Annotated in this window: 19 protein-coding genes, 1 pseudogene and 1 riboswitch; of the genes and pseudogenes, 12 read left to right on the top strand and 8 right to left on the bottom strand. The window is 45.4% G+C overall.

What is annotated here, in order from left to right; genetic code table 11:
* Positions 1-215 precede the first annotated feature (215 nt).
* Complete coding sequence (locus L865_RS0115960; RefSeq protein ID WP_028774153.1) at positions 216-845, top strand: class I SAM-dependent methyltransferase; 630 nt, start codon at positions 216-218, stop codon at positions 843-845.
* Positions 846-894: 49 nt separating this feature from the next.
* Here L865_RS0115960 and L865_RS0115955 read toward each other — a convergent pair whose 3' ends face one another.
* On the bottom strand, positions 895-1,326 hold the full coding sequence (locus L865_RS0115955; protein ID WP_028774152.1) for a DUF3069 domain-containing protein: 432 nt from the start codon (positions 1,324-1,326) through the stop codon (positions 895-897).
* A gap of 23 nt (positions 1,327-1,349) precedes the next feature.
* Complete coding sequence (locus L865_RS0115950; protein ID WP_028774151.1) at positions 1,350-1,874, bottom strand: phosphatase PAP2 family protein; 525 nt, start codon at positions 1,872-1,874, stop codon at positions 1,350-1,352.
* Positions 1,875-2,107: 233 nt separating this feature from the next.
* Here L865_RS0115950 and L865_RS0115945 point away from each other — a divergent pair, with 233 nt between their 5' ends.
* Positions 2,108-4,018 carry a diguanylate cyclase gene (locus tag L865_RS0115945; RefSeq protein WP_051484655.1) on the top strand — a complete coding sequence of 637 codons (1,911 nt, stop codon included), beginning with the start codon at positions 2,108-2,110 and terminating at the stop codon, positions 4,016-4,018.
* A gap of 4 nt (positions 4,019-4,022) precedes the next feature.
* Here L865_RS0115945 and L865_RS0115940 read toward each other — a convergent pair whose 3' ends face one another.
* Positions 4,023-4,730, bottom strand: a complete 708-nt coding sequence (locus L865_RS0115940) for a substrate-binding periplasmic protein (protein WP_245608452.1) — start codon at positions 4,728-4,730, stop codon at positions 4,023-4,025.
* Positions 4,731-5,446: 716 nt separating this feature from the next.
* Here L865_RS0115940 and L865_RS24620 point away from each other — a divergent pair.
* Positions 5,447-8,119: a beta strand repeat-containing protein gene (locus L865_RS24620; protein ID WP_028774148.1), complete on the top strand. Its 2,673-nt coding sequence runs from the start codon at positions 5,447-5,449 to the stop codon at positions 8,117-8,119.
* Positions 8,120-8,154: 35 nt separating this feature from the next.
* A complete protein-coding gene (locus L865_RS25585; RefSeq protein ID WP_157577617.1) occupies positions 8,155-8,349 on the top strand; it encodes a hypothetical protein in 195 nt (64 codons plus the stop codon).
* A gap of 251 nt (positions 8,350-8,600) precedes the next feature.
* On the opposite strand, the gene L865_RS0115930 is transcribed toward L865_RS25585, so the two are convergent.
* Positions 8,601-10,220: a methyl-accepting chemotaxis protein gene (locus L865_RS0115930; RefSeq protein WP_028774147.1), complete on the bottom strand. Its 1,620-nt coding sequence runs from the start codon at positions 10,218-10,220 to the stop codon at positions 8,601-8,603.
* Positions 10,221-10,579: 359 nt separating this feature from the next.
* Between L865_RS0115930 and queG the strand changes: the two genes are divergently transcribed.
* A complete protein-coding gene (queG, locus tag L865_RS0115925) occupies positions 10,580-11,752 on the top strand; it encodes a tRNA epoxyqueuosine(34) reductase QueG (RefSeq protein WP_028774146.1) in 1,173 nt (390 codons plus the stop codon).
* A gap of 82 nt (positions 11,753-11,834) precedes the next feature.
* Positions 11,835-11,934, top strand: a riboswitch (purine riboswitch).
* Positions 11,935-12,036: 102 nt separating this feature from the next.
* The gene (gene add / locus L865_RS0115920; RefSeq protein ID WP_028774145.1) at positions 12,037-13,032 is read left to right on the top strand and encodes an adenosine deaminase; all 996 of its coding nucleotides are present in this window, start codon (positions 12,037-12,039) and stop codon (positions 13,030-13,032) included.
* 479 nt (positions 13,033-13,511) lie between these two features.
* Here add and L865_RS0115915 read toward each other — a convergent pair whose 3' ends face one another.
* The gene (locus L865_RS0115915) at positions 13,512-13,724 is read right to left on the bottom strand and encodes a dodecin (RefSeq protein ID WP_028774144.1); all 213 of its coding nucleotides are present in this window, start codon (positions 13,722-13,724) and stop codon (positions 13,512-13,514) included.
* 242 nt (positions 13,725-13,966) lie between these two features.
* Between L865_RS0115915 and L865_RS0115910 the strand changes: the two genes are divergently transcribed.
* The 3 genes from L865_RS0115910 to L865_RS0115900 all read left to right on the top strand — a co-directional run bounded on the left by L865_RS0115910 (position 13,967) and on the right by L865_RS0115900 (position 18,093).
* A complete protein-coding gene (locus tag L865_RS0115910; RefSeq protein WP_028774143.1) occupies positions 13,967-14,845 on the top strand; it encodes an extracellular catalytic domain type 1 short-chain-length polyhydroxyalkanoate depolymerase in 879 nt (292 codons plus the stop codon).
* A gap of 187 nt (positions 14,846-15,032) precedes the next feature.
* Positions 15,033-17,306 carry a TonB-dependent receptor gene (locus L865_RS0115905; RefSeq protein ID WP_028774142.1) on the top strand — a complete coding sequence of 758 codons (2,274 nt, stop codon included), beginning with the start codon at positions 15,033-15,035 and terminating at the stop codon, positions 17,304-17,306.
* A gap of 115 nt (positions 17,307-17,421) precedes the next feature.
* Positions 17,422-18,093, top strand: a complete 672-nt coding sequence (locus L865_RS0115900; RefSeq protein WP_028774141.1) for a response regulator transcription factor — start codon at positions 17,422-17,424, stop codon at positions 18,091-18,093.
* Between the two features lie 87 nt (positions 18,094-18,180).
* On the opposite strand, the gene L865_RS26040 is transcribed toward L865_RS0115900, so the two are convergent.
* From L865_RS26040 to L865_RS0115890, 3 genes are all read right to left on the bottom strand, one after another.
* Positions 18,181-18,522 (bottom strand): nitroreductase family protein, encoded by a 342-nt coding sequence (locus L865_RS26040; protein WP_281171127.1) that lies wholly within the window; start codon positions 18,520-18,522, stop codon positions 18,181-18,183.
* A 20-nt stretch (positions 18,523-18,542) separates the two neighbouring features.
* Complete coding sequence (locus L865_RS26035) at positions 18,543-18,830, bottom strand: nitroreductase family protein (protein WP_281171126.1); 288 nt, start codon at positions 18,828-18,830, stop codon at positions 18,543-18,545.
* A 153-nt stretch (positions 18,831-18,983) separates the two neighbouring features.
* Positions 18,984-22,445 carry a hybrid sensor histidine kinase/response regulator gene (locus L865_RS0115890; protein WP_028774140.1) on the bottom strand — a complete coding sequence of 1,154 codons (3,462 nt, stop codon included), beginning with the start codon at positions 22,443-22,445 and terminating at the stop codon, positions 18,984-18,986.
* A gap of 185 nt (positions 22,446-22,630) precedes the next feature.
* Here L865_RS0115890 and L865_RS0115885 point away from each other — a divergent pair, with 185 nt between their 5' ends.
* The 3 genes and pseudogenes from L865_RS0115885 to L865_RS24025 form a co-directional block, all read left to right on the top strand.
* Positions 22,631-23,824 carry an MFS transporter gene (locus L865_RS0115885; protein ID WP_028774139.1) on the top strand — a complete coding sequence of 398 codons (1,194 nt, stop codon included), beginning with the start codon at positions 22,631-22,633 and terminating at the stop codon, positions 23,822-23,824.
* Entirely contained in the window at positions 23,812-24,762 is a 951-nt protein-coding gene (locus L865_RS0115880; RefSeq protein WP_028774138.1) for an alpha/beta hydrolase fold domain-containing protein, read from the top strand. The genes L865_RS0115885 and L865_RS0115880 overlap by 13 nt, the downstream gene beginning before the upstream one ends.
* A 190-nt stretch (positions 24,763-24,952) precedes the next feature.
* A pseudogene (locus L865_RS24025) lies at positions 24,953-25,098 on the top strand (IS110 family transposase); the annotation flags it as partial.

Genomic DNA, 25,098 nt, shown 5'->3' with positions numbered 1-25,098 from the left:
CCTTTAAACTTAAAAGCGACTCTGAGAGTCGCTTTTTTATTGCTTATTCGCAGTACTGTTAAGATTGAGAAACTTGCGTATCAACAGTTGCTTTATCGGTTCCAGCAAGGGAATATTTAGTAAACAGACAATAATGTAAACATCTAGAGCGTGCATCAATACTGATGGTTAGTTATCAACAACGGAAAATCATCACTAACGGAAAGCCATCACTCATGGAAAGCTATTTAGGCTCTGTTGCCACATTCGACAAACTCGCGAAGCAATACCAAGACAAGTATATGGATTTTGACTTCTATCTCGATACCTACGATAGATTTGGCCAATTGCTGACACAGCACGATGCGCAGGTATTGGAAATTGGATGTGGTCCGGGCAATGTCAGCCGGTATTTATTAAAACAACAACCAGCGCTTCAGCTTCTCGGCATCGATTTAGCACCGAACATGGTCGAACTGGCTCAGCAAAACAACCCACAAGCCCAGTATTCAGTGCATAACTGTTTGCAGATAGATGAGCTGGGTACATTCGATGCCGTGTTCAGTGGCTTTTGCACGCCTTACTTATCAACATCGGAAGTGGCACAGCTAATACAACAAGTTGCCCAAGTACTAACCCGCGGTGGGCTGTTGTATCTCAGCACCATGGAAGACACACCAGAGCGTTCCGGTATACAAACATCCAGTGCGGGCGACCAAGTATTTATTTACTACCATCAATACCCAGTACTGGAAAAGCTGCTTATCGACAATGGCTTTGATATTATCGAAATTGAACGCAAAGCGTTCGCGGCGAATACCGCGCAAGCGACCACGGATTTATTTATCTACGCCCGCTTGCGCTAACAAGGTCAATTAAAAAGGCCATGTACATCATGGCCTTTTATCTCTTGAGCTACTTTCCTGCAATGACAGTTTTGATGCTGTTTAGCATGGCACGATCTGTTCGTGCTTTTTTAAGCTTTTTAACACTCTCTTTTAAAGAAGCGTCAGACAAACGAGTAAAAATACCGTTGTATTCATTTTCATCAATTGCTTCATCGCTATCGGCTAACTCAGCGATATCTTGTGCGACTCGAGATAATTGTAACCACGCATTGGCGATATAAAAGCCATGAAAATCAGCTTGCGGAAGCAGCTTTTGTGCGCTGTTTGGCAACGCAGTCCAAGTGGTTTGAAACTTTTGCTCTTTATCTTCAAGCAACTCATTACACAGGTTAGCGTAGGCCTCGAGCAAACTCTCCGGCACTTTATCCATAGGGATAACACTATTACATACATTTAGCGCCACTTGCTCGGCTTGGGTACGATAACTGTCTTGATTCATAATTCTCTTCTATTGTCTTACTGCTAAAATTTGCCGCTAATGTATAAGCCATACTGACCATTTCCAGCAATAGGGGTGATAGTCATGCCTTTATAGGGCTCGGTAAAATACAACCCAGATAACACACCAATTGCGGCTCCAACCAGTACATCCTCTACGTGGTGTTTGTCGCTCGCTACACGAGTATAACCCACGTAAGCGGCGCCCACATAGGCGGGGATCGCCCACTCCCAACCGTAGCGTTGCTGAACAAAGGTCGCTGCTGCAAAACTATCCGCCGTATGCCCAGATGGAAATGAGTCATCGCCAGAGCCATCAGGACGCTCCTTATCAACACTATATTTTAAGCCTTCAACGACAAGTCGCGACACCACGCCAGTTTTAATTAACTGCCAGCTGCCCTCAAAGTCATCTTCTACATATAGGCTCGCACCAAAACTGGCAGCAGGAATAAGTAAATGCAAAATATCGCCTGACTTTTCCAAATTTGATCCAGCAGTCGCCGGTATTGATACGATTAAAAGCAGACCTATCAGCCACCGTTTCATTGCGCTTATCTCTATCGCTAGTCCTTTAAAAGCAGCCTTTATACGCGCACACCAATCAAAATGCAAAGCTGACAACAATCAAGACAGTGATATATACAGCTGCTTAGTTTGTATTATAATGTTAAAGATATGCAAATATACTCCGATATTTCAGCCAAATATGATAAAAATAAACTATGCTGTTGATACGCTTTACGGATGGATTCTACGCATTACTTTGCCAAATTAAGGACATGATTACCTTGAAGCTACTTGCCCACAGCTATCGTCAGTTTGCTAGCGGCGTGCTACTCGCTTGTAGTCTTTTTGCGCTGCCTGTAAAAACTTTGGCTTCAGAGTTAAGCATTGATGCTACCTTTGAATTACTTGAAAGTGGCAAACCGCTCAACCAAGAGAGTATCGATAAACACCTCGGCTACCTTAAATCGAATATCGATATTCACACCCCGCTTAACTATCGACGATTGCAGCGCACACTATGCTGGGCACATGATCTCACCGACCCTAGCTCACTGCGCGACGGCATAAAATTTGTCGAGCTACAGCTTTCATCCGAGATAATCACAAAATCAGCCGAAACAGTGATTGACCTAAAACTCTGTCGTGCATGGCTAAATGAAGGCTTGAATAATATTGATGAGGCTTTAGCTGGCTACAACGACGTCATATTAGCGGCCTATAAAGCAGAATTACCGCGACTCATTGCCGACGCCAGAAGCTTAAGAGGCAGGATGTACTCTTTCCAAGGTAATTTTGGCCAAGCGTTAGAAGATTTGATTACCTCACAAGATCTCTATGATTCATTAAACCTTAAGTATTGGAGCTTGTATAACCTCTCAGATATTGCCACCAGCTATAGACGATTTGGCGATCCGCAAACGGCCCTTAAGCATTATGAAAAATTAGAACAAAAATACATTGCTATGGGTGAACTCGATGATGCTATTTTGATGACCACTGAAATGGCCATAGCATTAGAAGAGATTAATGAGTACCCAAAAGCTAAAGCCAACTACATGAAGGCCTTTAATTATTGGGAAGATAAGCAAGATGATCTACGTAAAAGTCTGGTTGCAGTTAACCTTGCCGGCACATTAATCAAACTCGGCGAAATCAACGTCGCCCAGCAACTTTTGACTCAAGCTGAGCCCCATGTGAAAGCCGAACTCGGACCTTTCTATAGTTATTTAAATTTATTCAACGCTGAAATAGCACTTATCAATACTAAGCCACAACAAGCATTAGAGTTTTTAGCTAAGGCCCAGAATACGTTTGAGACGATTAAGAATCAACGCGGCTTACTGCACCTATTCAAAGTCAAAACTGAAGTATACAAAGCGCTCAACCAGCCTATTGAAGCGCTTGCTGCACTGGAGCAATATCTAAAAGTCCACAACGAATTAGACGCTAAACGTCAAACCAACCTCACGACAGAGATGCGTACCCGCTTTAATACCGAACGCATTGAGGATGAAAACCAACATTTGCTGCAATTGCAAAAAATTAAGGAGCATGAATTACAGATCTATGAGCAGAACCGACTGCTACAACGTGCCGTAATAGTAATGGGATTTTTGTTGATGCTCGTTGTCAGTTTCTTTGCTTATAAGCAAACTAAACGCTCCAAAAAAATGTCGACTTTAGCGATGACAGATCACTTAACTCAACTCCCCAATCGCCGTCATACTTACAAACAAGGTGAAGCCCTGTTCAAACAGCTACCTGATAGCGGCCAGCAGCTGTCACTGATTCTGTTTGATGTAGATAATTTTAAGAAAACTAATGACCAATATGGCCACGATATTGGTGACAAGGCACTCATTGGTATTGCTAATATTAGTGTGACCTTGATGCGAGAACATGACTTGGTGGGCCGTGTCGGCGGTGAAGAGTTCCTGGTGCTATTGCCTAATACTAATGCTCAACAAGCCCTATTAGTTGCTCGTCGTTTAATACAAGCTATTGCTAAAACCGCAATTACTGACATTAGTGATGACTTTTTCTTAACCGCCAGTGCGGGTGTGGCCACACAGCACAATGATGCCGACTTTAGTGCGTTACTGCAGAAAGCCGATAGCGCGCTGTATCAAGCAAAGTCCAATGGTAGAAACTGTGCAGTGTTAAGTCCTAGTGAAGACAAGTAACCGCTTACTGACGCCATATAATCTCAGCTTGCTGTGGCGGGCTTAAGTTATGGAACCATTGTTGATATAACTCATCAAACTGACCCGACTGCTGTACAGCCAAAAGTGCCTGATACCAAGCCTCAATCACTTGTTTGTCAGTCCCTCTAGAAAAAGCGAAATAAAGTTCAATCTGGCTAAGTTTGAGTACAGGCTTGATTTGACTAATATCACTGCCAATCTCTTTAAGCAGCATCTCCACAGCTACATCAGCTTGGGACCAAAATCTGACTCTTTTGCGCACCAGTTGCCGAGCAGATTGATGGGGGAAACTTGCTACCAACAACTCTAGTCCATCTACTTTTTCTAAAATACCTCCACCAATAGAATCTCGGTAAACACCCACTGTGTCGGTTGCAGGGATATCTTCTACACTATTAAGCATGATTGGATCATCAGCACTCGTATAAAGATAGATATTTGTTGTCGCCACAGGACCAACAAAATCAAACATCTGCAGACGCTCATCATTAATTGAAGTCGCAAACAACATCACATCTGAAGAAGATTGGGCAATTGCATATCCTCTTGCCCAAGGCAAAATCTCAATATTCTGGCTAGGCGGCAAGGTAAACTCTGTTTTTAACAAGTTAACCAGTTCAATCATATAACCATGGGGTAATCCGTCTTGCTCGTAACTCATCGGCGCCCACTCTTCCGTCAATAGCCTCAAGGAAGCCGCCGTCGCAACAGAGTGCCCAGCAATAATCAAACTAGCGATAATAAAAAGGCCAAGCCTCATCAAATAAGTCATCCTTTTCCATGGCGAGTGAATAGCCATCAGTGAACAGCCTTAAACAAGCTTACTATATCCAAATCAAAAATAGCATCAGCATGTTGTATTCAACACTAGATAGGTATAAACAGACGTTACGGCTCTATTGTTCAGGATAAGTCACTACTTGAGCGGGCGCTCAACCACTATAAACACTGAATATCACCACCATTACAACTTTAGGACTACAAGAAGGTTGAAAGGACCGTTGTCAGCAACACTGCCCATTTAAACTGCTCGCTGAAAAACTTTTAAAAAGATAGAAATTAAAACAAGTAAATACAAAAACTTATAGACAAGTTGATTTCCGAAACTCTAATTGGCTTTAGAAAAACACATTTCAAACCTTCAATGCATAGTAAGAAAGTATTATTGAACGAAAGTTTTATAGACTTTGAGCCTAGATCGATTAATACCTACGAATGACGTTGAATCTGCGTTAACACTTCATACTTCCCGTCAATAAATTGACATTGGCGCACAGTCTGTATCTTTAAAAAGAAAACGATTTTGGCATAGCGAAGTAGGCAAAATTGTTTCTATTGGGACCGAAGTACAGGATTAGCTTTATTGCCAATATCTAAATCATCATGCTCACAGGGATATAGACATCAATGAAACATTCAAATATCGCATTACTCGTTTCCGCAGCCATTTTGGCATCTAGCTCGGCTTCTGCTGCCAGCGACACCAATAATGCCAATGTAACGCAAAACGGCAATACTAACGTTGCAGTCGTCAACCAAGTTGACGAAAGCGAGAACAACACAGCTTTCGTCAATCAACAGGGCAATGGCAATGATAGCCAAATCGACCAAGCTACTGGCGATCAAAACCTTGCTAACGTACAACAACTCGCAAATAACAACACCGCAAGCGTATCACAGCAGAACGCTACGTCGGCAATAGGCACTGTTACTCAATTGGGTAACGGTGATTTAGCGACAATTATCAATGATAATGCCGACGCGGCTCTTGCCAATGTCGTGCAAACAATCGGCCAGAATAACAATGCACGAATCGAGCAAATAGACTCTGACTCAGCAAGCGCTACGTCAGTGCAAAATGGTGCAGGAAACGAAAGTACGATATATCAAAATACCGATGCAACTGGTGCCGATACCACGTTTGCATTAGCTAGCCAAACTGGTGCTAGCAACATGGCTGATATTCAGCAATATGCAGCCGAAAACAACGCAACATCAACCCAAATTGGCAATAATAACCAAAGCACAATTTTTCAAACAGGTGATGACGCCATTGGTCAAAACACTGCATCTGCGATGCAAGTTGGGAATGGTAACATCTCTACCGTCGAACAATTCCTAGCCAACAATGCGATAGTCAATCAGACTGGCAACAACAACGAAGCTGAAGTTTACCAAGGTGACAACAACGAAGCCTTTGTTAACCAAATCAATGGTAATGGAAATGTCGCTATCGTTGACCAAGCTGATGAAAGTGACGACGAAGATAACAGCGCAACGGTAAACCAGTTAAATGGTAACGGTAACTTCGCTGAAGTTGTCCAAGAAGACTATAACAACGCCGTAGTAAGCCAAACTAATGGTAATAACAACACTGTTTATGTCGACTCTGACGACGACAACGTTACAACCGTAAACCAAACCGCGGGCAACGGAAACTATGCGGATGTTGACCAAGATGATGACAACCAAGTCAATATTAATCAAGTTGCTGGTAATAACAACGAAGTTTGGCTTGAGCAAGATGATGACAACATGGTTATTGTAAGCCAAAGTAGCGGCAACGGTAACTACGCAGACGTTCTGCAAGATGACGATAACCAAGTCACCATCAGCCAAAACTTTGGTAACAACAACGAAGCATTTGTTGAACAAAACGATGAAAACACGGTATTTATCTCTCAAGCATTTGGCAATGGCAACTACGCTGATGTCACTCAAGAAGATGAAAACCAAGCAACCATCATCCAAGAGTCAGGCAATAACAATGAAGCGTTTGTTGACCAAAATGATGACAATAGCGCGATTGTCTACCAAGCGTCTGGTAACGGCAATTATGCTGATGTAAGCCAAGACGAAGACAACACTGCAAATGTCACTCAAACCGCAGGTAATAGTAATATTGCTTGGGTTGATCAAAATGAAGACAACACCGCCAATGTGACTCAAACTACTGGTAACAGTAACTACGCTGATATCACCCAAAATCGTAATAACACGGCCACTACGACTCAAACTGGTGGCAATGGTAACAGCACCATAGTCGACCAAACAGGTCGCTTCAACGCTGCAACAACGACACAAAGTGATGCATCTAACGGTAACTCGACAGTGACCCAAAACGGTCGCCTGAATACTGCAACTGTTGCACAGCTACAGGGTAATGGTAACCAGTCTACCGTAACTCAAAATGGTGGTGGTTTTATTGGTGGACTTAATGCTGCAACCGTCACTCAAATGGCCGGCAACAACAACCAGTCAACGATTTCTCAAGATTCTAGTTTTGTTGGTGGGTTCAACCAAGCGACTATAGTGCAAGCAAATGGTAATAATAACCAATCAACTGTTTCTCAAACGTCGGCTAACCAAGCTAATGTTAACCAGCAAGGTAATGGCAATAACTCAACCGTTACTCAAGACTACCAGCAAGTCGCAAGTGTTAACCAAAATGGTAACGGCAACACCACCACGATTGACCAAATCACTAGTAATGGTTTTGAAACAGCTAACAATGCTGAAGTTTTCCAAAATGGTAACAATGATACTGCAACCATTAATCAAAATGGTTTAACTAATGACGTTTTCGTACTACAAGATGCGTCAAGTGTTGGTAATAGCTTAACTATCTCTCAAACAGGTGATGGTAACTATACTGGTGCAGGTTCTATGAACGGTGCAGGTAGCCAAATGTTTGTGACTCAAACAGGTACAGGTAACCGTGTTTCTGCAGCAGACAGTGGCCGTGACGTAGGTGCAACTGTTAATGGTAGTGGGAACACTTTAACAATTGTTCAAACCGGTACTAATAACCGTGCTTCTGCCAATGCGGCGCATAATGGTTCAATAGTCGATATCGCTCAAGACGGTGAGTTACATACTGCTGATGTTAATTCAACCTGGGGCTCAGAAAACGAAATCTATGTTGACCAAATGGGCTATGGCAACATGGCTGACGTAACCGTAACTGGTGGTGCAACCAACTATGCCGCTATCACGCAAACTGATATGGCTAACAATGCCACAGTAATGCAAATGGGCTCTGGTAACTCAGTAACCATCAACCAAGGTACACCGCAATAAACAGCGGCTAAAAACCTAAATAAAAAGGAAGCCTAATGGCTTCCTTTTTTTATGGCAAAAAAGCCCCACCCATGCTGACATCCCACAGTGTTATCAACTTGCGAGTGATGGAACCCGCTTTAGCTTATTTGTTATTTAGGTCGCCATCATCACTAACTGCACACCGTGAATACAACCTCACCTTGATACGTATAGAGTCATTTTCAAGTCGCTATCTACTTAACCCGTAGATAGCGACTACTGCAACGAGCAAGGTTAGCCATATCGAAACCTTGATACAATGAGCTACGCCGCTGAGATAAATTAGCAGGGTCGTTAGTAGAAATTGCAACAGAGCAGACTAGCATTGACCGTCAACAACTAAGGCGTCACCTGCCCTTGTTCGACAGCGCTAAAAAAAGCCACGCAGCCCAATAGCACCGTGACTTGTTTTCAGAATAAATAACTCACTAAGCGAGTATCGATTAAGTGCGTTAAACCGTTAGATAGTGAACTTCTTGATCTCAACTTCCAAGTTGCGCGTAAGCGACTGCACTTGATCGCTAGCTTCATGGGCATTTTGCGAAACAGTTGCCGTATTGGCTGCCGTTTCCGAGATATTTACTATTCGCTTAGCAGAGTCTTCGCCTGCAGCTAACTGCTCAGTAGCTGCCTCAGCAATTTGATGACTCATCGAGGAGATCGCCGACAAAGACTGTGCGATATTTTTTAACTCTTGCGCCACGTGCTGTGATTTAGTCACCGTCTGCTCACTGGTATCGATACTTTCATTTGCTGAGGCTTTGGCATCTCGAGTGGCACTTTGTAGTTTAGAGATCATTTGATGGATCTCACCGGTACTGCTTTGGGTCCGCTGCGCCAATTGACGCACTTCATCCGCCACTACCGCAAAGCCACGACCTTGTTCACCGGCTCGGGCGGCCTCAATTGCAGCGTTAAGTGCTAATAGGTTAGTTTGCTCGGCAATCCCTTGAATAACCGACAGTACATTAGCAATGTTATTTACTTCATCATCAAGGATTTGAATATTAGCGCCGGCGTCCTCAATTTGACTCTCCAGCAGTGCAATGGTTTTTGAAGACTCTTCAGTTAATAAGTAAGCGCTTTGCCCCTGCTCCTCAGCTTCTTGTACTGACTCCGCTGCCTGCCGGGCATGATCGGCTACCGTAGTTGATGAAGCCGTAAGCTCAGTAATCGCTGAGGCGACGATTTGGGTTTCCTCGTTCATACTGCGGGTTAAGTTTTCCAGCTCTGTGGCGCGAGCCTCGGCATCTTTAGTTTGTGAATTAAGCGTGTCTGCAACACCTTTAATCCCCACCACCACGCCTTGTAGCCCTTGCTGCATGTAATTCATCGCGCCCAGTACACTTTTATCGTCGGCAGACTGGAAATCAGGGTTTTGTTTTAAATTACCGCGAGATACTTGAGTGACAATACGGTGCACATCATCAATTTCCGCCCCCAGGGCATTGCGCATTTTCAGGCCAAAACGCGCCAAAGCAAAAGACAGACCCACTGCAATAATCACCGATAACGTCAACAGCCAGCTGGCCACCGACCAATAACGAGCGTCGGCCTCCGCATAGCTGATACCGGTACCTACATACCAACCCCAGCGTGGGGTCTTTTGCACTACAGAGGTGAGATCGACCACAGTGCCATCTCGCTCTGAATCCCAATGATAAGTGATAATTTGTGAAGTCGTATTACCCACAAGTCGCTCGACCATTTGACCAATACTGTTACCACTGGCATCTTTAAAATCATTAAAGCTGGTGCCGTGAAGCTGCGGGTCATGGGGAGTGGCGACAAAGTTCAGCTGCTTATCAACCACATAAACATATTCAGAATCGTGGTACTTGTTTTCACGCAGCATTTTACTGGCGTAAGCTTGGGCTTTTTCATCAGTGAGTTCACCAGATGCTGCCAACAACTCGAACTCTTCAACAATATTGACGGTGCTTTTCATCAGCTGGTTAATGCGAGCAATGTTGTCATTCTCGCTCGCTTGAGACAAAGCCTGTAACCCTAAAAAGGCGATCATCAGAAAAGATAAAAACAGTACACCTACAAATGCAATAATTTTGAGCCTGAGCGTCATATACCTTTGCCTACAGATTAAAATGTCATCTAAATATAATAGAGCTTCCAGATCTTAAATCTACATTTTGGCAACAATATCTATGCTGAAAATTGTATCAACGCCATTTACTTGCTTTTGCAAAATATTATGTCGAGCAACCCTAATTCTTATTATAAAAAACAACGCTTAACCCAAACACACAGAATTATTCACCAGAAAAATGTTAACAAGTTGCGCGTAAACAGTCGCCAATTTTGCATTAAAAAACGAAAACTGTGTTCGACATTGATGCAAAACTTGCACCTAACACACAGTTCAAGACGAAACTATCCATTTCTGATATGATCCTCGCGATACTCAATTTTCGATAAAATCCGATGGCCGAATCGCTAAAACCCCTCACCTCTATAGATGCAGCAAGTCTGCAACAGCTTGCTCGACAGTTAAAACTATGGGGTCAAGAGCTAGGGTTCGCGCAGGTCGGCATTAGTGATATTGATTTGTCTGTTGAGGAACCTAAGCTTCAAGCTTGGCTAGACCAAGGTTACCACGGTGAAATGAGCTACATGGCCAACCATGGTATGATGCGGGCGCGCCCCCACGAGCTACATCCTGGCACCCAAAGGGTCATTTGTGTGCGCATGGATTATTTACCGCCCAATACCATGTTTGCTACCCACCTTCGCGATCCTAATTTAGCCTATATATCCCGTTACGCTGGCGGGCGTGATTACCATAAAATGATGCGTAACCGCCTTAAAAAACTGGGCCAGCGCATCGACCAAGAGCTGACAGAGTTAGGCTATAACAAAAGCCACTCTCGCCCTTTTGTTGACTCGGCACCGATATTAGAACGACCACTAGCGGAAAAGGCGGGCCTGGGCTGGACCGGCAAACATTCACTCATTCTAAACCAACAGGCGGGCAGCTGGTTCTTCCTTGGTGAGTTACTCATTGATCTACCGCTACCGGTTGATATTCCGGTGGCAGAGCAGTGCAATACTTGTGTTGCTTGTATTAAGTCTTGCCCGACCGATGCCATCGTCGCTCCTTACACCGTAGATGCTAGACGCTGCATTTCATACTTAACAATTGAGCTTCAGGGTGCAATTCCAGTTGAGTTTCGTGAGTTAATGGGTAACCGCATCTATGGCTGCGATGATTGTCAGTTAGTCTGCCCGGTAAATAGCCAAGCTCCCCTCACCCAAGAAAGCGACTTTCACACTCGCGACTCATTGTCTAAGGCCGATTTAGTCAGCCTTTTTCAGTGGGATGAGGCTAAGTTTCTATCGCTCACTGAAGGTAGTCCAATTCGACGCATTGGTCACAAACGTTGGCTTAGAAACATTGCCGTTGCATTGGGCAATGCACCGCAGTCTGAGTGTATTGTCAGCGCACTTGAGCAAAGAAAGTTGTCGGCAGAAGTCGACGACATGGTGATTGAACATATCGACTGGGCATTGGCGCGTCAGCAACTTAGCTTAAGCAGTAGTCGTAAAACTGCCCGCGTGATCCGCGCGGTAGAAAAAGGCTTATCAAGAGACGCCTAATTTCAACAATGACTATCACTATGGCGTCACATTCCATTAGTATTGTCTAATTACGGACATTGCATGGCCGCATCTGTGATGGTATAGTCCCGAAAAATCGCTTCGTATAATCCCAATAATATGGTTTGGGAGTTTCTACCAAGAGCCTTAAATTCTTGATTATGAAGTCTGTAACTTTATACCCTGCCAGATATGGTCTATCTATTAATGGTGCGCAATCGTTTCGACTTTTCGCAGTATTAACTGATCACTATTATGGCGCTAATAGATAAAGGTAGAGACTCATGAACTATTTAAGCTTACCCAAGATCGATCTTCATTGTCACCTCGATGGCAGCGTACGCCCACAAACCATTATTGATCTTGCAGCAGCCCAAAATGTGTCATTACCCAGCCAAGATATCAACGAAATCAATACGCTGATGATTGCGCCGGAAACCTGTCCTAATTTAGAAGAATACCTAATGCGCTTTGATTTACCGCTATCGGTAATGCAAACCGCAGACGCCATTGAACGTATCTCGTTCGAGTTGTTTGAAGACGCAGCACTGGAAAATGTAAAGTATTTTGAAGTTCGCTTTGGCCCGCAGCTCCACCAACAACAAGGGCTTAGCTTTACCGATATCATCGCCGCCGCGGTGAAAGGCATGCAACGCGCTGAAGCCCAATATGATATCAAGGGCAACTACATTTTATCGATTCTGCGAACTTTCCCGAAAGACAATATCTATGATGTTATTGATGCCGGTGCGGCTTTCCTCAATAACGGTGTTGCAGCATTCGATCTTGCTGGCGCAGAGTTACCGGGCTTTTGTGAAGCATTTATTCCCTATGCTGACTACGCCAAGCAAAAAGGCTACAACATTACCATCCATGCCGGGGAGCAAGGTGTCGGGCAAAACGTCTACGATGCCATTACCATGTTACATGCCCAGCGAGTGGGTCACGGTATCCATATTACCGGTCATCAGGCTGCCTATGAGCAAGTCGAGCAGCATAACGTTGGTTTAGAAACCTGCCCAAGCAGTAATATTCAAACCAAAGCGGTAGCGCAACTGAGCGAGCACCCTTTTAAGGCGTTTTTCGACGACAATCTGCCCACCACTATCAATACAGACAACCGTACGGTATCCAATACCACCATGACTGATGAAGTGCGCAAGGTCATGCAAACGTTTAATCTAACAATAGAAGATTACTACAAAATTTACCGCACCAGTGTCGAGCAAGCTTTTGCTTCACCTGCGGTTAAACAGCAATTACTCAACCACATCAAGTAATTGATTAATAGTAAAAAGCCAACAATTATTGTTGGCTTTTTTCTATTTAGTCTTATACCAATCAGTATAAACATTTAGTCACTCAGCGAGAATTTAGCGGTTCTGAGGTAGGTCCTTAAATGCTCCTCGGTAACTGCTCCTGCGTTACCCTACCTCCTATATCCCTATAGTCGTGCATTAATGACATTCACCACATCTGACCTCCAAGGACGGAGGAAATGTCTTATGACTGTCAGGAACAGTCAAGACCCTGTGGTTTGCAACGAGTGAAGAGCATAGTTATTCTACGGTTAAGCTCGTTAACACAGCATCAGAATCGCTAAAACTCGCCATTCTGGCGCGTTTTAGGCTGCCTACTTCTGCGTTGAATAATTTCACAAGGGAACAACCATTGTTTCAATACTTACTTTGAATTAGCAGGCCTTGAATTAGTTTGCCCAAAGCGCGCTGAGTAGATCAAATTCTTATACTGATTGGTATTACTCGTGCGCTTCTAAAGTAAAGCCTACTTTTATGGTCACCTGCCAGTGGGCAACCACACCAGCCTCAATATGACCGCGAGTTTCTACCACTTCAAACCAGCGTAAGTGCTTTAACGACTGCCCCGCAGTATCGATAGCATTTTTAATCGCATCGTCCGAACTCAATGGCGATGACCCTACCAACTCTATCTTCTTGTAAGTATGACTCATTGGGTGCTCCAAAGGCGCTGTAATAGGAGTCTTGAGTATAGTAACAAATCCAAGTTTCGCTGTTTTAGCCATCATCGAACTTAGCAATAGATCTAAAGTGCCATTGTTTCATGGGCTTTTTTTCAGCAAGTTCGACACAACACCCAGTAAAAAAGCGAACCTGCACTATGCCATTACAGCTCAATTGTCCCAGCACTCTTTCGTTTAGCCGCCTTCTGCGGCGACTGATGTTAGGCCTCCCAATGTTACTTGCTATCGCCAGCAGTGCGCATAGTCAACCATTGCAAGACTTTGGCGACAATCCGGGTCAACTGACGGCACACTTGATAAAAGCTGACCGCGGCGCAGCGCCTTTGGTGTTGGTGTTACATGGCTGCGAGCAAGATGCTCTCACGTTCGCTAAACAAAGTGGCTTCGAAACCCTCGCCGCTGTTAAGCGTTTTAACTTACTGCTGCCGCAACAAGCTAAAAGTAACAATATCAAGCGCTGCTTTAACTGGTTCTCCGCACAGGATACCGACAAAGACAGCGGCGAAATGCTGTCGCTGAAAAACATGCTACTGCACGCGCAGCAACAAACACAAAGCCAAGCAACCTATATTGTCGGGCTTTCTGCCGGTGGAGCTATGGCCAGTGCCATGCTAGCCCATTACCCAGAAATGTTTAGCTCGGGTGCTATTGTTGGCGGCCTAGCCTATCCTTGTGCCGACTCGCTCACCAAAGCTATTTCATGCATGCGCACCGGTCCTGCAGTATCCGCCGAGCAACTGGCAAAGCAAATAAGTCCCCAGCCTGCCACCTCCGCCAACTGGCCCAGTTTATCAGTATGGACCGGTAGCCAAGATAAAATAGTCAACCCCATCAATGCGCAGGTAATTGCGCAGCAATGGGCGCAGTTAAAGCAGCTTCAACAGCCGTTAGAAGAGACATCAACATCAGGTTATCAAACCCAAACTTGGTACCAGGATAACCAGGCAGTTTTGCAGTTGGTCACCATAGAAAAATTGGGCCACGGTTTTCCCATTGATGCCAGCAAACAGGGCGGTGGTACGGCAGCGGCATTCTTACTTCCAAGCCCTATTAGTGCCGCAATTGCGATTACAGAATTTTGGCAAATTTAGCCTAAAACTGACTGCTACCAGCGTAGTAGCAAACATAAAAAAACACCATATAGACACTTAAAAACAACAACTTAATAACATATACTACTATAGTACCGATTAATTTAATTAACCATTGCTATAGAGTCATTGCTAACTAAGACCAAGTAGTACCTAACCAATTACAAGTACTAAACAGGGAACCTCTATGGACAAGAAAATAGTTAAATTGAGCAGCCTCGCACTGGCCATATCTACCGCGCTAACCAGCCCAGTATTGCACGCTCAAGATGAAGAAATCATCGTGAATGAAGCCACACTGGAGCGTATTGAAGTCACCGCGCGTAAAACCGCTGAGAGCTTACAAAATGTGCCAGTAGCGGTAACCTCAATCAATGCCGAACAGTTAGCTGAAAGCGGCATAACCGAAGTCATAGAGGTCCAACAGTTTTCCCCTAACACGACATTGCAGCGCAGCCGTGGTACCAACTCGACCTTAACCGCTTTTATTCGTGGTGTTGGCCAAGAAGATCCATTATGGGGATATGAGCCTGGTGTCGGTATCTATATTGATGATGTTTACGTTGCCCGCCCTCAAGGGGCTGTACTAGATATTCTTGATGTTGAGCGTGTCGAGGTATTACGTGGACCACAGGGAACCCTATACGGTAAAAATACCATAGGCGGTGCCATCAAATATGTGACCCGCAAAATGAGTGGTGATGCCGAGCTTAACTTACAAGGTACGTTTGGTAGCTATGCACAAACAGATTTTAAAGTGGCCGGCCAATATCCATTAATCGAAGATAAACTCTACATCGGGTTTGCGCTTGCTAGTCTGCAACGCGACGGTTACGGCGAATTTCTAAAATCTGCGCTACCAGATCAAGATAAAGAGAACTATAACAAAGATGTGCTAGCAGGCAGATTAACCTTAGAGTACACCCCCACAGACAACCTGTTCATGCGACTGAACTATGACAAAACCGAAGATGAGTCCAATGCCAAAGGCGGCTACCGTTTATTGCCTAGCCTGCTAACCGATGCCCCGGTTCCCGACAGCGTTTACGATTCTTACACCAGTATGCCAACCTGGAATAAGGTCGAAACCGAAGGACTTAGCTTTACCTTAGAGTATTTCATAAACGACAACTGGACCTTTAAGTCTGTTACCGCATCACGCGAAAGCTACTCGCCTACTAATATCGATTTTGATAATACCGATCTGCGCATATTCGATGTACCCGCCATTTATGAAGATGAGCAAGTATCACAAGAATTTCAGGTTAACTACGACTCTGACAACCTAACATTAGTCTCTGGACTGTATTACTTTAAAGGTGACTCTTGCGGCCAGTTTGATGCCATTTTAGAAGAAGCCTTTATTGCTTATGGTGGACTCACTCGAGAAGTCAGTGGTTGCAATAATAGCGAGAGCTACGCTGCCTACCTACAAGGCTCATACAATTTTACTGACAAATTCTCGCTAACCTTGGGTGCCCGTTACACCCAAGAAGAGAAACAAGCCACAGTGAACAACGGCGTTATCTTCGACAGTATCTATCCTAAAACTGGTTGGTACCCAGGTTTTGTCCGTGATGAAGACTTAATTGAGGCGAGTATTCCAACGGTACTTGATGACAGTGAAGATTGGTCACGCTTCACCCCGCGTGTCGGCTTCGAATACCAGTACGACCAAGATATGATGTTCTTTGCCAGTTACTCACAAGGCTTTAAGTCCGGTACCTTCAACCCCAGAGCACAGGGGCCAGAGCCCGCGGTAGATCCAGAGGTGGTCGACTCCTATGAAGTTGGGGTTAAAAGTGAGTGGAACAACAATTTACGCGTTAACCTCACTGCATTTTACCTCGACCATAAAGATAGACAGTTTGTCACAGTATTACCGGGGGAAGATGCCGCGGATCTGAATCAGCGCTTAGGTAACATCGGTACCTCTACGGCTCAAGGTATCGAGCTAGAGCTACAATATGCAGCAACCGAATCCCTTAACCTGTTTGGTACCCTAGGTTTAATTGACTCCTCGTTCGAAGAGGTGATCTCATACGATGAAGATGGCAACCAAATTGATATTAGTGACAGCTATACCGTTGCCAACACCCCTGATACTACGGCCAATGTTGGCTTTAACTACAACCTCGATACCGACATTGGTGCGTTTGTCTTTAACGGTAACTACTACTACCGCAGCGAGTATGACCTCACCGTAACAGACAGTTTGCTGACCCAAGAAGGCTACGGCTTGCTGAACTTCGGCCTAAATTGGTACGGCAATGAAGGCAATTGGACTGCCGGTCTACATTGGAAGAATGTCACCGATGAAGAATACATAGTCGGTACCTATGCCTTTGTCACGCCAACCGATGATGGCGGCTACCTACCAGGGCTAGGTGGTGATAATACCTTAATTGGTTACTATGGTGATCCACAGACCATTTCACTGACTGTTGGTTACACCTTCTAAACCAATGTAAACGACTGAATACAGGCGATAAGAATTTAGATTTCAATCGCTTGTGTTCAGTCATTAACCCAGTAGTATAGAGTTAACTACTTAATGAGTGCTAAAGGAGTTGCCCATGTCATATGCCAAAGTTGCCATCGCCGATGATCATCCACTGTTTCGCGCTGCCCTAAAGCAAGCGGTAGAACAGAGCTTTGCACAAACTGACATTTTAGAGGCTGAGACCTTTGAGCAGTTACTTGAGTTGGTAAAAGCCACCCCCAGTTTGGAGGTGGTTTTTTTAGATTTGCACATGCCGGGAAATGACGGTTTCACAGGGCTGACTTTATTGCAAAATCACTTTCCCGATCTAGTGGTTATTATGGTTTCATCGGATGATCAGGTTGAGATAATGCGCAAAGCCATCGATTTCGGTGCCAGTGCCTTTATCCCTAAATCTGCCAACCTAACAGTGATTGGTGAAGCGATAGATCAGGTATTAGATGGTGAAATTTGGCTACCAGAGCACACCGACATTAATATCGACCAGCAAAGTGCGGCTGAACACCAGCGCTTAGCCAAGCAATTAGCCCAGCTAACTCCTCAGCAATATACCGTACTAGCCTGCATTGCCGACGGCCAACTGAATAAGCAAATTGCTTATGATCTCGATATTAAAGAAACCACAGTGAAAAAACACGTATCAGCAATCTTAGTTAAACTTGAGGTCTACAACCGCACCCAAGCTGGCTTAGTCTATCAACAGCTGATGATCACCTCGCCAGAAAATGAAGTGATTAGTGCTTAACTGGGTGGAAGAGTTAGCAAAGCCGCGAATGCTAGCCAACCATGACTAATACTTAAACCATATTAAGCGAAGCTAGTACTAGTATCGCTAGGTTTTCGGACGCCATTTCTCCCGATGGATCAACTGCGTAATATCTTCTCTTTGTAACCACCCGAAAGATTCCAACTCAGGTTTTGTCTCGAATTGAGACACATAGCCGAGACATAAATAGCCGACGATTTCTATCTGCTCTGGGATATCCAATGCCGCCCTTAACACTTCGTCATGAATGATGCTCACCCAGCCTAAACCGATGTTTTCAGCTCTTGCTGCTAGCCACATATTTTGAATAGCGCACACTGTGCTGTAGAGATCCATTTCAGGCTTGATGGTGCGACCGATGACAACAGGACCATTGCGGCTACGGTCACAAGTGACACAAATTCCCAATGGTGCCTCAAGAATGCCTTCTAATTTGAAACGCTGATAGTCACTTTTTTGTCTGCAGAGAACTGCTCTGCAGATTCAATCCGGGCTTGTTCATAACCTTGCTTAATAGCATGCTTTGTATCTTCCTCGGTAACCAAGACGAAGTCCCATGGTTGCATAAACCCAACGCTTGGCGCATGGTGTCCAGCTTGCAATATTCGCGCTAACACATCATTAGGAATTTCATCTGCAAGGAAGTCTTTCCGTACATCTCGGCGAGCATAGATAACCTTGTATAGCGCTTCTTTCTCTGTATCACTAATTTTCATAATCAACCCGGCATAAATTTACCAAGATTGTGCTACGAAAATAGCCACCTTGCTACTGATTGAATCCAATTTAGGCAACTTTTCAAGTCAATCATGATGAATCGCTCACTTTCCAGCACGATGGAAATACATATTGCTAGCGTTTCCTCGCCTCTAGGCCAGCTTTTTTATCATTCGTTTGAGCGCTATCGCTTTAAGCGGCTTACGAACAAAGGCAAATCCCGCTTGGCTGGTATGCTGACGCACTTGCTCAGAAGGGTCAGCCGAGCAGATAATACAGCTGGCATGGTCTAAATTCAGCAATGGTTGTTTACTTAACAGCAACGCCACCAAATCGACGCCATTTTTATCATCATCTAAATGATAATCAGCAATAATGAGTTTCGGCTTGGCATCGCCCTGTAATAACTGCAATGCTGCCGCTTCATCTTTCGCGGCCAAGACACGACAGCCCCACTGCGATAATTGCGACGTCATGGCGGTTAAGATTAATTCATCGTTGTCGATTACCAGCACATCGATATTAAATTGCGTTGCTGTGGCAACGATTTCCTCACGGGGAAATGACACCACATTGCGCGGCCGCTGCTGCCCAGCGACTCGGTCAACTTGAATAGAAAAGCACGTGCCCTTGCCCACTTCTGAACGCACCTTAATCCGGTGGCCCAGTAGTTTAGCTATTCTGTCGGATATGGCTAATCCTAAGCCCAAACCCGGTATTTCACGGGTTTGTTCTAAACGGGCAAATTCGGCAAAAATGCTGTGTTGTTTGTCAGCAGGAATGCCCGGACCATTGTCCCACACTTCAATGGTGACACTGTTTTTATCACGCCGCACGCCCAGCAGGACTTTGGCTCGCTCGCCATTAGGGCGCTGCTTAGCAGGTGCATAATGGCAGGCATTCGATAAGAAGTTCTGAATCACTCGCCGCAGCATCTGCTGATCACTATTGACCATGCAACCACTGTACTGATAGCAAAAATCAATCTGCTCCTGCTTAGCAATCACACTAAACTCATTGGTTAACGTGGCTAATAGTTCATCTATGGCAAAATCATGTTTGTCGACTTTGCTGGAACTGCCATCTAAGCGCGATATCTCAACCAAGTCAGATAACAGGTTTTCTACTACATTAAGGGAATCCTCAATGTGAGTGGCTAAATCAACCAATTCGGGAGATTTCACCCGCTGTTTTAGCATGTCAGTAAACAGGGTTAGCGCGTTAAAAGGCTGCATTAAATCGTGACTGGCAGCGGCTAAAAAGCGTGTCTTAGAACTGTTGGCAGCTTCAGCTTGCGCCTTGGCCTTAGCCAGTTCATGGGTGCGACTGGCAACCCGCTTTTCTAGAGTTTCGTTGGCTTGCTGCAAGGCTTTCTCTGCTTCAACGTGGCGAGTAATATCAGAAAAGGTACTGACAAAACCACCACCAGGCATGGCTTGACCGCGTATCTCTAACACAATGCCACTGGGTAAGGTTCGCTGAAAATGGTGTCCATGGCCTGAGCGCATATGGGCAATACGTTTGGCCACTAAGCTGTCGACTTCATCACCGGTGATCACGCCGCGGGTCACATTAAAGCGAATCAGCTCATCTACCCCAATACCCGCACGCACGAGATGGGCTGGGTAATCCAGCAGCTCGATATAGCGTTGGTTCCACGCCACCAAACGCATGTCGGCATCAACCACACTGATCCCTTGTTCAATGTTTTCGACACCCGATTGTAATAGCTCGCGATTAAACTCTAAAATCTGGCTGGCTTCGTCAACAATGCTCACCACATCTTCAAGCGGCACATCTTGAGAGAACGATGCCGCTTTCATCACCATGCGGGTAGACGCCGACCCCAACACTCCGGCCAGTTTTAAGCGCGTATAATCGATGAGTTGTTGTTGGTGCTTAATGCTGCCAGGCTCATATTGAGTCTGCTGCTGGGCAAAACGCAACATTTCATCGGCTTCCTGCTTATCGATAAATCGATGCAGCAAGCTATATAAATCATTGGCGCTGAGATGACGCTCGAACTGTGTTTGCTGTCGATTCAAAAACAATTCAGCTTGGATAGTCTCACCGACACTGCGCAGCGACACGAGGGATATCACCACATAGCACACTAAGTTTGCAGACAAACTATAGAACACCCCATGGGTAACAGGGTCAAACCAGTCGAGGCCAAACAGTGCGGTCGGCGTTAACCAGCTCAGCGCAAATGGTCCATACACCACCCAATTGGCATCGGCAAAAATAGCCGGTAACAGCAAGGTATAAAGCCATAGCAAGCTACCGACAATGAGACCAATCAATGCGCCCTTTGCCGTCGCTTGGCGCCAAAATAGCGCTCCCACGGCCGCGGGCGCAAACTGCGACAACAATACAAACGACAGTAAACCAATGCCTGCCAAGTGATGTTGATGGTCCACAAAACGCTCAAAGGCGAAGGCAAATAATAAGATAACGGCTATCGATACCCGGCGTAAGTTTAATGACACGCCCGCCAGCTGCGGCGTTTGGCGGGCCTGAAATTTAGGTAGCTTTAACAATAATGGCGTGAGGATCTCGGTCGATATCATGGTGCTGAGTACAATGGCCGCCATAATCACCATGCTAGTCGCAGCAGCTAGACCGCCAATAAACACCACCACCGCTAGCCAAGCTTGCTGATAAAACAGCGGCAGCGTCAGCACGTAAGTGTCGGCATCAACACTGCCACCGGGAAAGCTTAACTGGCCGGCAATCGCAATGGGCAAGATAAACACGTTGATTAAAATCAGATACAGTGGAAACAGCCAACGTGCGGCTTTGAGCTCTTTTTCATGATGATTTTCAATCATCATCATGTGGAACTCTTGTGGCAAGATAAAGATAGTGATGGCACCAAGGATGACTTGAGTAACAACAAAATACAGCGAGTTTGGTGAACTCACTTGCGGCAAGGTTTGTTGCTGGTCGAGTAGCGCACCAAAGCCATCAAATACAAAGTACGTGGCAAAAATACCCACCGCCGTCAATGCAAACAGCTTCACCACTGAGCTAAACGCAATCGCTAATACTAAGCCTTGATTTTGCTTATTGGCTGCCACTTGGCGTGCGCCGAATAAGATGCTGAATACAATCAATACTAAGGTCACCACAAATGCGGTGCTAATACCCGATTGAAAGGTGCCGGTTAGCAAATCAAAACTGGTACTGATCGCCCTTAGCTGCAATGCAATATAGGGAATGGTGCCCAGCATAGACACCACAGCCACGGTAGCGGCAATGGTTTGTGAGCGGTCGTAACGGCAAGCAATAAAGTCAGCGATTGAAGTGAGGTTTTCAGCTTTAATGATCCGCAACATGCGCAGCAGCATTGGCCATGCCAATATCAGGCAAGCAATCGAGCCAATATAAATAGGCGCCAGCCAAGCGCCAGTGGTTGCCGCTTGGCCAACGGTGCCATAAAACGCCCACGACGAGCAGCTTACCCCAAGGGATAAGCTATAAACCCAAGGTCGGCTCAGCCACTTCTTTTTGGCTTGCCCTTGCCCCCATTGCGCCACAACAAACAGTAGCCCCAGGTAGGCGATAGACAAACCGGTAATCAACCAAGTATCTAATGATAACCACGCTAACAAGCACAATCTCCAACGGCAAAAATCGGTGACTCACTACTGGGTAAGCTACAGAAATTTAACTAGTTAATAAAGCCAGCATAACACGGCTAAATCAATGAAGTAGTGCACTAAGGTAGTACTTATTTATGCCGCGCCTTTGGATAACCTAATAACTCTCTCTTTCAACGGATTTGAAGCACTTCACCATGAAAATAACCAACAAATATGTGGTCGAAACTCTTGTGTTCTTCAGCTATGTTCTGTTTGCAATGGCGTGGGTGGGAGGCACAGCAAGCATGAGCCAAATTATGGCATCCATGCAGATAGACAGCCTAGCCTCAGCCAGCTTTATTAGCGGCGCGGTGACACTCGCCAAAATTGTCGGTACCTTCGGCGCGGCATGGATATCCATAAAGTACGGCGTCAAATACGCCTTTTTCATCGCTTCATTGTTGATAGTGATGGGGCTATTGACCCCCTACGCCCCCAACTACGAGCTATTACTGCTAAGCCGCTTTCTAATGGGATTAGGCGGAGCATTCATGATTGTGTATTTTAATCCCATTGTGATGCAGTTCTTTAGCCTTGAAGAGCGCCCGGTGATCAATGGCATTAATGCCGTGGCGTTTAACGTAGGTACCGCCATTGTGCTGTGGATGATGGCAGATATTAACCAGCTTACCGGCAGCTGGCAGACCACATTAATTGGATTTTCACTGGCCAGTTTAGTGCTAGCATTACTGTGGTTAACGGTACAGTTTCAGCCACAGACTCAAAGCGCTAATAACAGTGCCGATGGGCAAAACAGCGCTAGCAGTCAACCTTACTGGCAGGGGCTAAAAGACCGTTTTAATTGGGTTTACGGTTTTACTTACTCGGGCTTGCTAACGTTTTACATCTGCCTATTTACCTTTTATCCCGAAGCTGGCATCAGCCAAAGCAAGTGGGTGATTGGCTTTGGTATTATTGGCACCATCGCTGGCATCATCTATAGCAAGCGCCAGCCGCTGCGTCTGCCGGTGATCCGGTTTTCGGGTGTCATGATCACCCTTAACATCATTGGTTTATCCTTTATTGAGCTACCTTGGCTGCAAACCCTGTCGGCGATTGTGTTGGGGTTCTTTATCTTCTTCCCCGTAACGGCCTTAGTGTCTATTCCCCATGAGCTCCCCAACATGACAGGCGAGCGCATCACGGTGACATTCAGCCTGTTCTACTCAATTAGCTACCTGTTCTCTACCATCATCTTATGGGTCTTTGGCAAGTTAGTGGATATTAACCAGGGAGACTATCGCCTGTCATTTATGATGATAGCCTTGCTCAGTTGCACTTTTTTCATTGGCGGATATTTGTTACCTGAAACAGGTAAAACTAAGGAGTTATCACCATGCGAGGCATAGTTTCCCCTAAGCTGGAGGATTTTTTAGCTGCCACCAACAAAGCCATTGCCGACGCAAAAGCGCAAGGTATTCAATACACCCCAACGCAGGTAAGAGCCAACTTAGACAAGCTTGCCGCATTGATGAATGTAAAACCCAGCATAGATTTTATTGAAGACAGGGCCTTTACAATGGCCGATGGCCGTAGCTTGCAGGCCAGAGTGTACAGCCCCAATCCAACCAAGCCCTTGCCTGTAGTGATGCACTTTCACGGCGGCGGTCATATGTGCGGAAGTGTAGCTCTATACGACCCGGTGAGCCGTCAGCTGGCCCACACGGCACAGTGTGTGGTGATTTGTGTTGAATACCGCCTCGCCCCCGAGCACCCCTACCCTGCGGGAATACACGATTGCCAACATGCACTCATTCATTATCAAGACGTACTATCGGGCATTGCCCATGACGGCAGTATCGCCATTATGGGCGACAGTGCCGGCGGCGCTATTTGTACCACCCTAACCATGAACCGCCTTAAAAATCCCGCCATACGTATCGACAAACAGATATTAATCTACCCCAGTGTCGACTACACCATGAGTAGCGCATCGATAAGCAGCAATGGCCAAGGTTTCTTACTAGAACAAGCGCGGGTACGTTGGTACTTTCAACAATACTTCCGTCATGCCTTAGCCAACGAAGAGGAAGTCAAACGTGCCTCACCACTGTTTGGCGCCTTCGATGCCGATATGCCCGCCACCTTGGTATTCACAGCCGGATGCGACCCGTTGCGTGATGAAGGCATCGCCTATGTTAATGCTATGCAAGATGCCGGTGCGAGCGTTGAACACTGCCATTTAGACGGCATGATCCACGCCTACATGTTGTTGCAGGATTTAGTCAGTGAAGAGTGCCAAACAACCTATCAGCGTATTGATCGGTTTTTGAATGCAGAGGGTTAGCAGGTTATCGTGCCAATGATTGGTTGGAGTTATCGCCTCCAACGAGATCTTACAATCATCATGCTGATGATAAGTCGAAAAACTGCGCCTCCAGCGAGGGATAATGGAATGGACCCATCCACTTTAAATCGGCCTCGCAATGGGCCACGATGTAGTTGCTACAACTCATCAGAAAGAGGACGGTTCCACTATGAAGATTACTACAGTTGGTTTAGATATCGCAAAGTCTGTTTTTCATTTTGTTGGCGTGAATCAGGCTGGAAAGTTAGTCAGAAAAAAGGTGATTAAGCGTAAAGACTTAGTACATTTTTTTGCCAAGATAGAGCCCTGTCTAGT

It is taken from the genome of Shewanella waksmanii ATCC BAA-643, from assembly GCF_000518805.1.
Classification (GTDB): Bacteria; Pseudomonadota; Gammaproteobacteria; order Enterobacterales; family Shewanellaceae; genus Shewanella; species Shewanella waksmanii.
Note: the sequence above shows the minus strand (reverse complement) of the source record. Positions and strands in the feature narration are given on the sequence as shown.

What these genes read in the sequence shown, in the direction of transcription:
- L865_RS0115960 (WP_028774153.1), top strand. Translation starts at nt 216, where the DNA reads ATGGAAAGCTATTTAGGCTCTGTTGCCACATTCGACAAACTCGCGAAG.
- L865_RS0115955 (WP_028774152.1), bottom strand. Translation starts at nt 1,326, where the DNA reads ATGAATCAAGACAGTTATCGTACCCAAGCCGAGCAAGTGGCGCTAAAT.
- L865_RS0115950 (WP_028774151.1), bottom strand. Translation starts at nt 1,874, where the DNA reads ATGAAACGGTGGCTGATAGGTCTGCTTTTAATCGTATCAATACCGGCG.
- L865_RS0115945 (WP_051484655.1), top strand. Translation starts at nt 2,108, where the DNA reads ATGATTACCTTGAAGCTACTTGCCCACAGCTATCGTCAGTTTGCTAGC.
- L865_RS24620 (WP_028774148.1), top strand. Translation starts at nt 5,447, where the DNA reads ATGAAACATTCAAATATCGCATTACTCGTTTCCGCAGCCATTTTGGCA.
- L865_RS25585 (WP_157577617.1), top strand. Translation starts at nt 8,155, where the DNA reads ATGGCTTCCTTTTTTTATGGCAAAAAAGCCCCACCCATGCTGACATCC.
- L865_RS0115930 (WP_028774147.1), bottom strand. Translation starts at nt 10,220, where the DNA reads ATGACGCTCAGGCTCAAAATTATTGCATTTGTAGGTGTACTGTTTTTA.
- queG (WP_028774146.1), top strand. Translation starts at nt 10,580, where the DNA reads ATGGCCGAATCGCTAAAACCCCTCACCTCTATAGATGCAGCAAGTCTG.
- add (WP_028774145.1), top strand. Translation starts at nt 12,037, where the DNA reads ATGAACTATTTAAGCTTACCCAAGATCGATCTTCATTGTCACCTCGAT.
- L865_RS0115915 (WP_028774144.1), bottom strand. Translation starts at nt 13,724, where the DNA reads ATGAGTCATACTTACAAGAAGATAGAGTTGGTAGGGTCATCGCCATTG.
- L865_RS0115910 (WP_028774143.1), top strand. Translation starts at nt 13,967, where the DNA reads ATGTTACTTGCTATCGCCAGCAGTGCGCATAGTCAACCATTGCAAGAC.
- L865_RS0115905 (WP_028774142.1), top strand. Translation starts at nt 15,033, where the DNA reads ATGGACAAGAAAATAGTTAAATTGAGCAGCCTCGCACTGGCCATATCT.
- L865_RS0115900 (WP_028774141.1), top strand. Translation starts at nt 17,422, where the DNA reads ATGTCATATGCCAAAGTTGCCATCGCCGATGATCATCCACTGTTTCGC.
- L865_RS26035 (WP_281171126.1), bottom strand. Translation starts at nt 18,830, where the DNA reads ATGAAAATTAGTGATACAGAGAAAGAAGCGCTATACAAGGTTATCTAT.
- L865_RS0115885 (WP_028774139.1), top strand. Translation starts at nt 22,631, where the DNA reads ATGAAAATAACCAACAAATATGTGGTCGAAACTCTTGTGTTCTTCAGC.
- L865_RS0115880 (WP_028774138.1), top strand. Translation starts at nt 23,812, where the DNA reads ATGCGAGGCATAGTTTCCCCTAAGCTGGAGGATTTTTTAGCTGCCACC.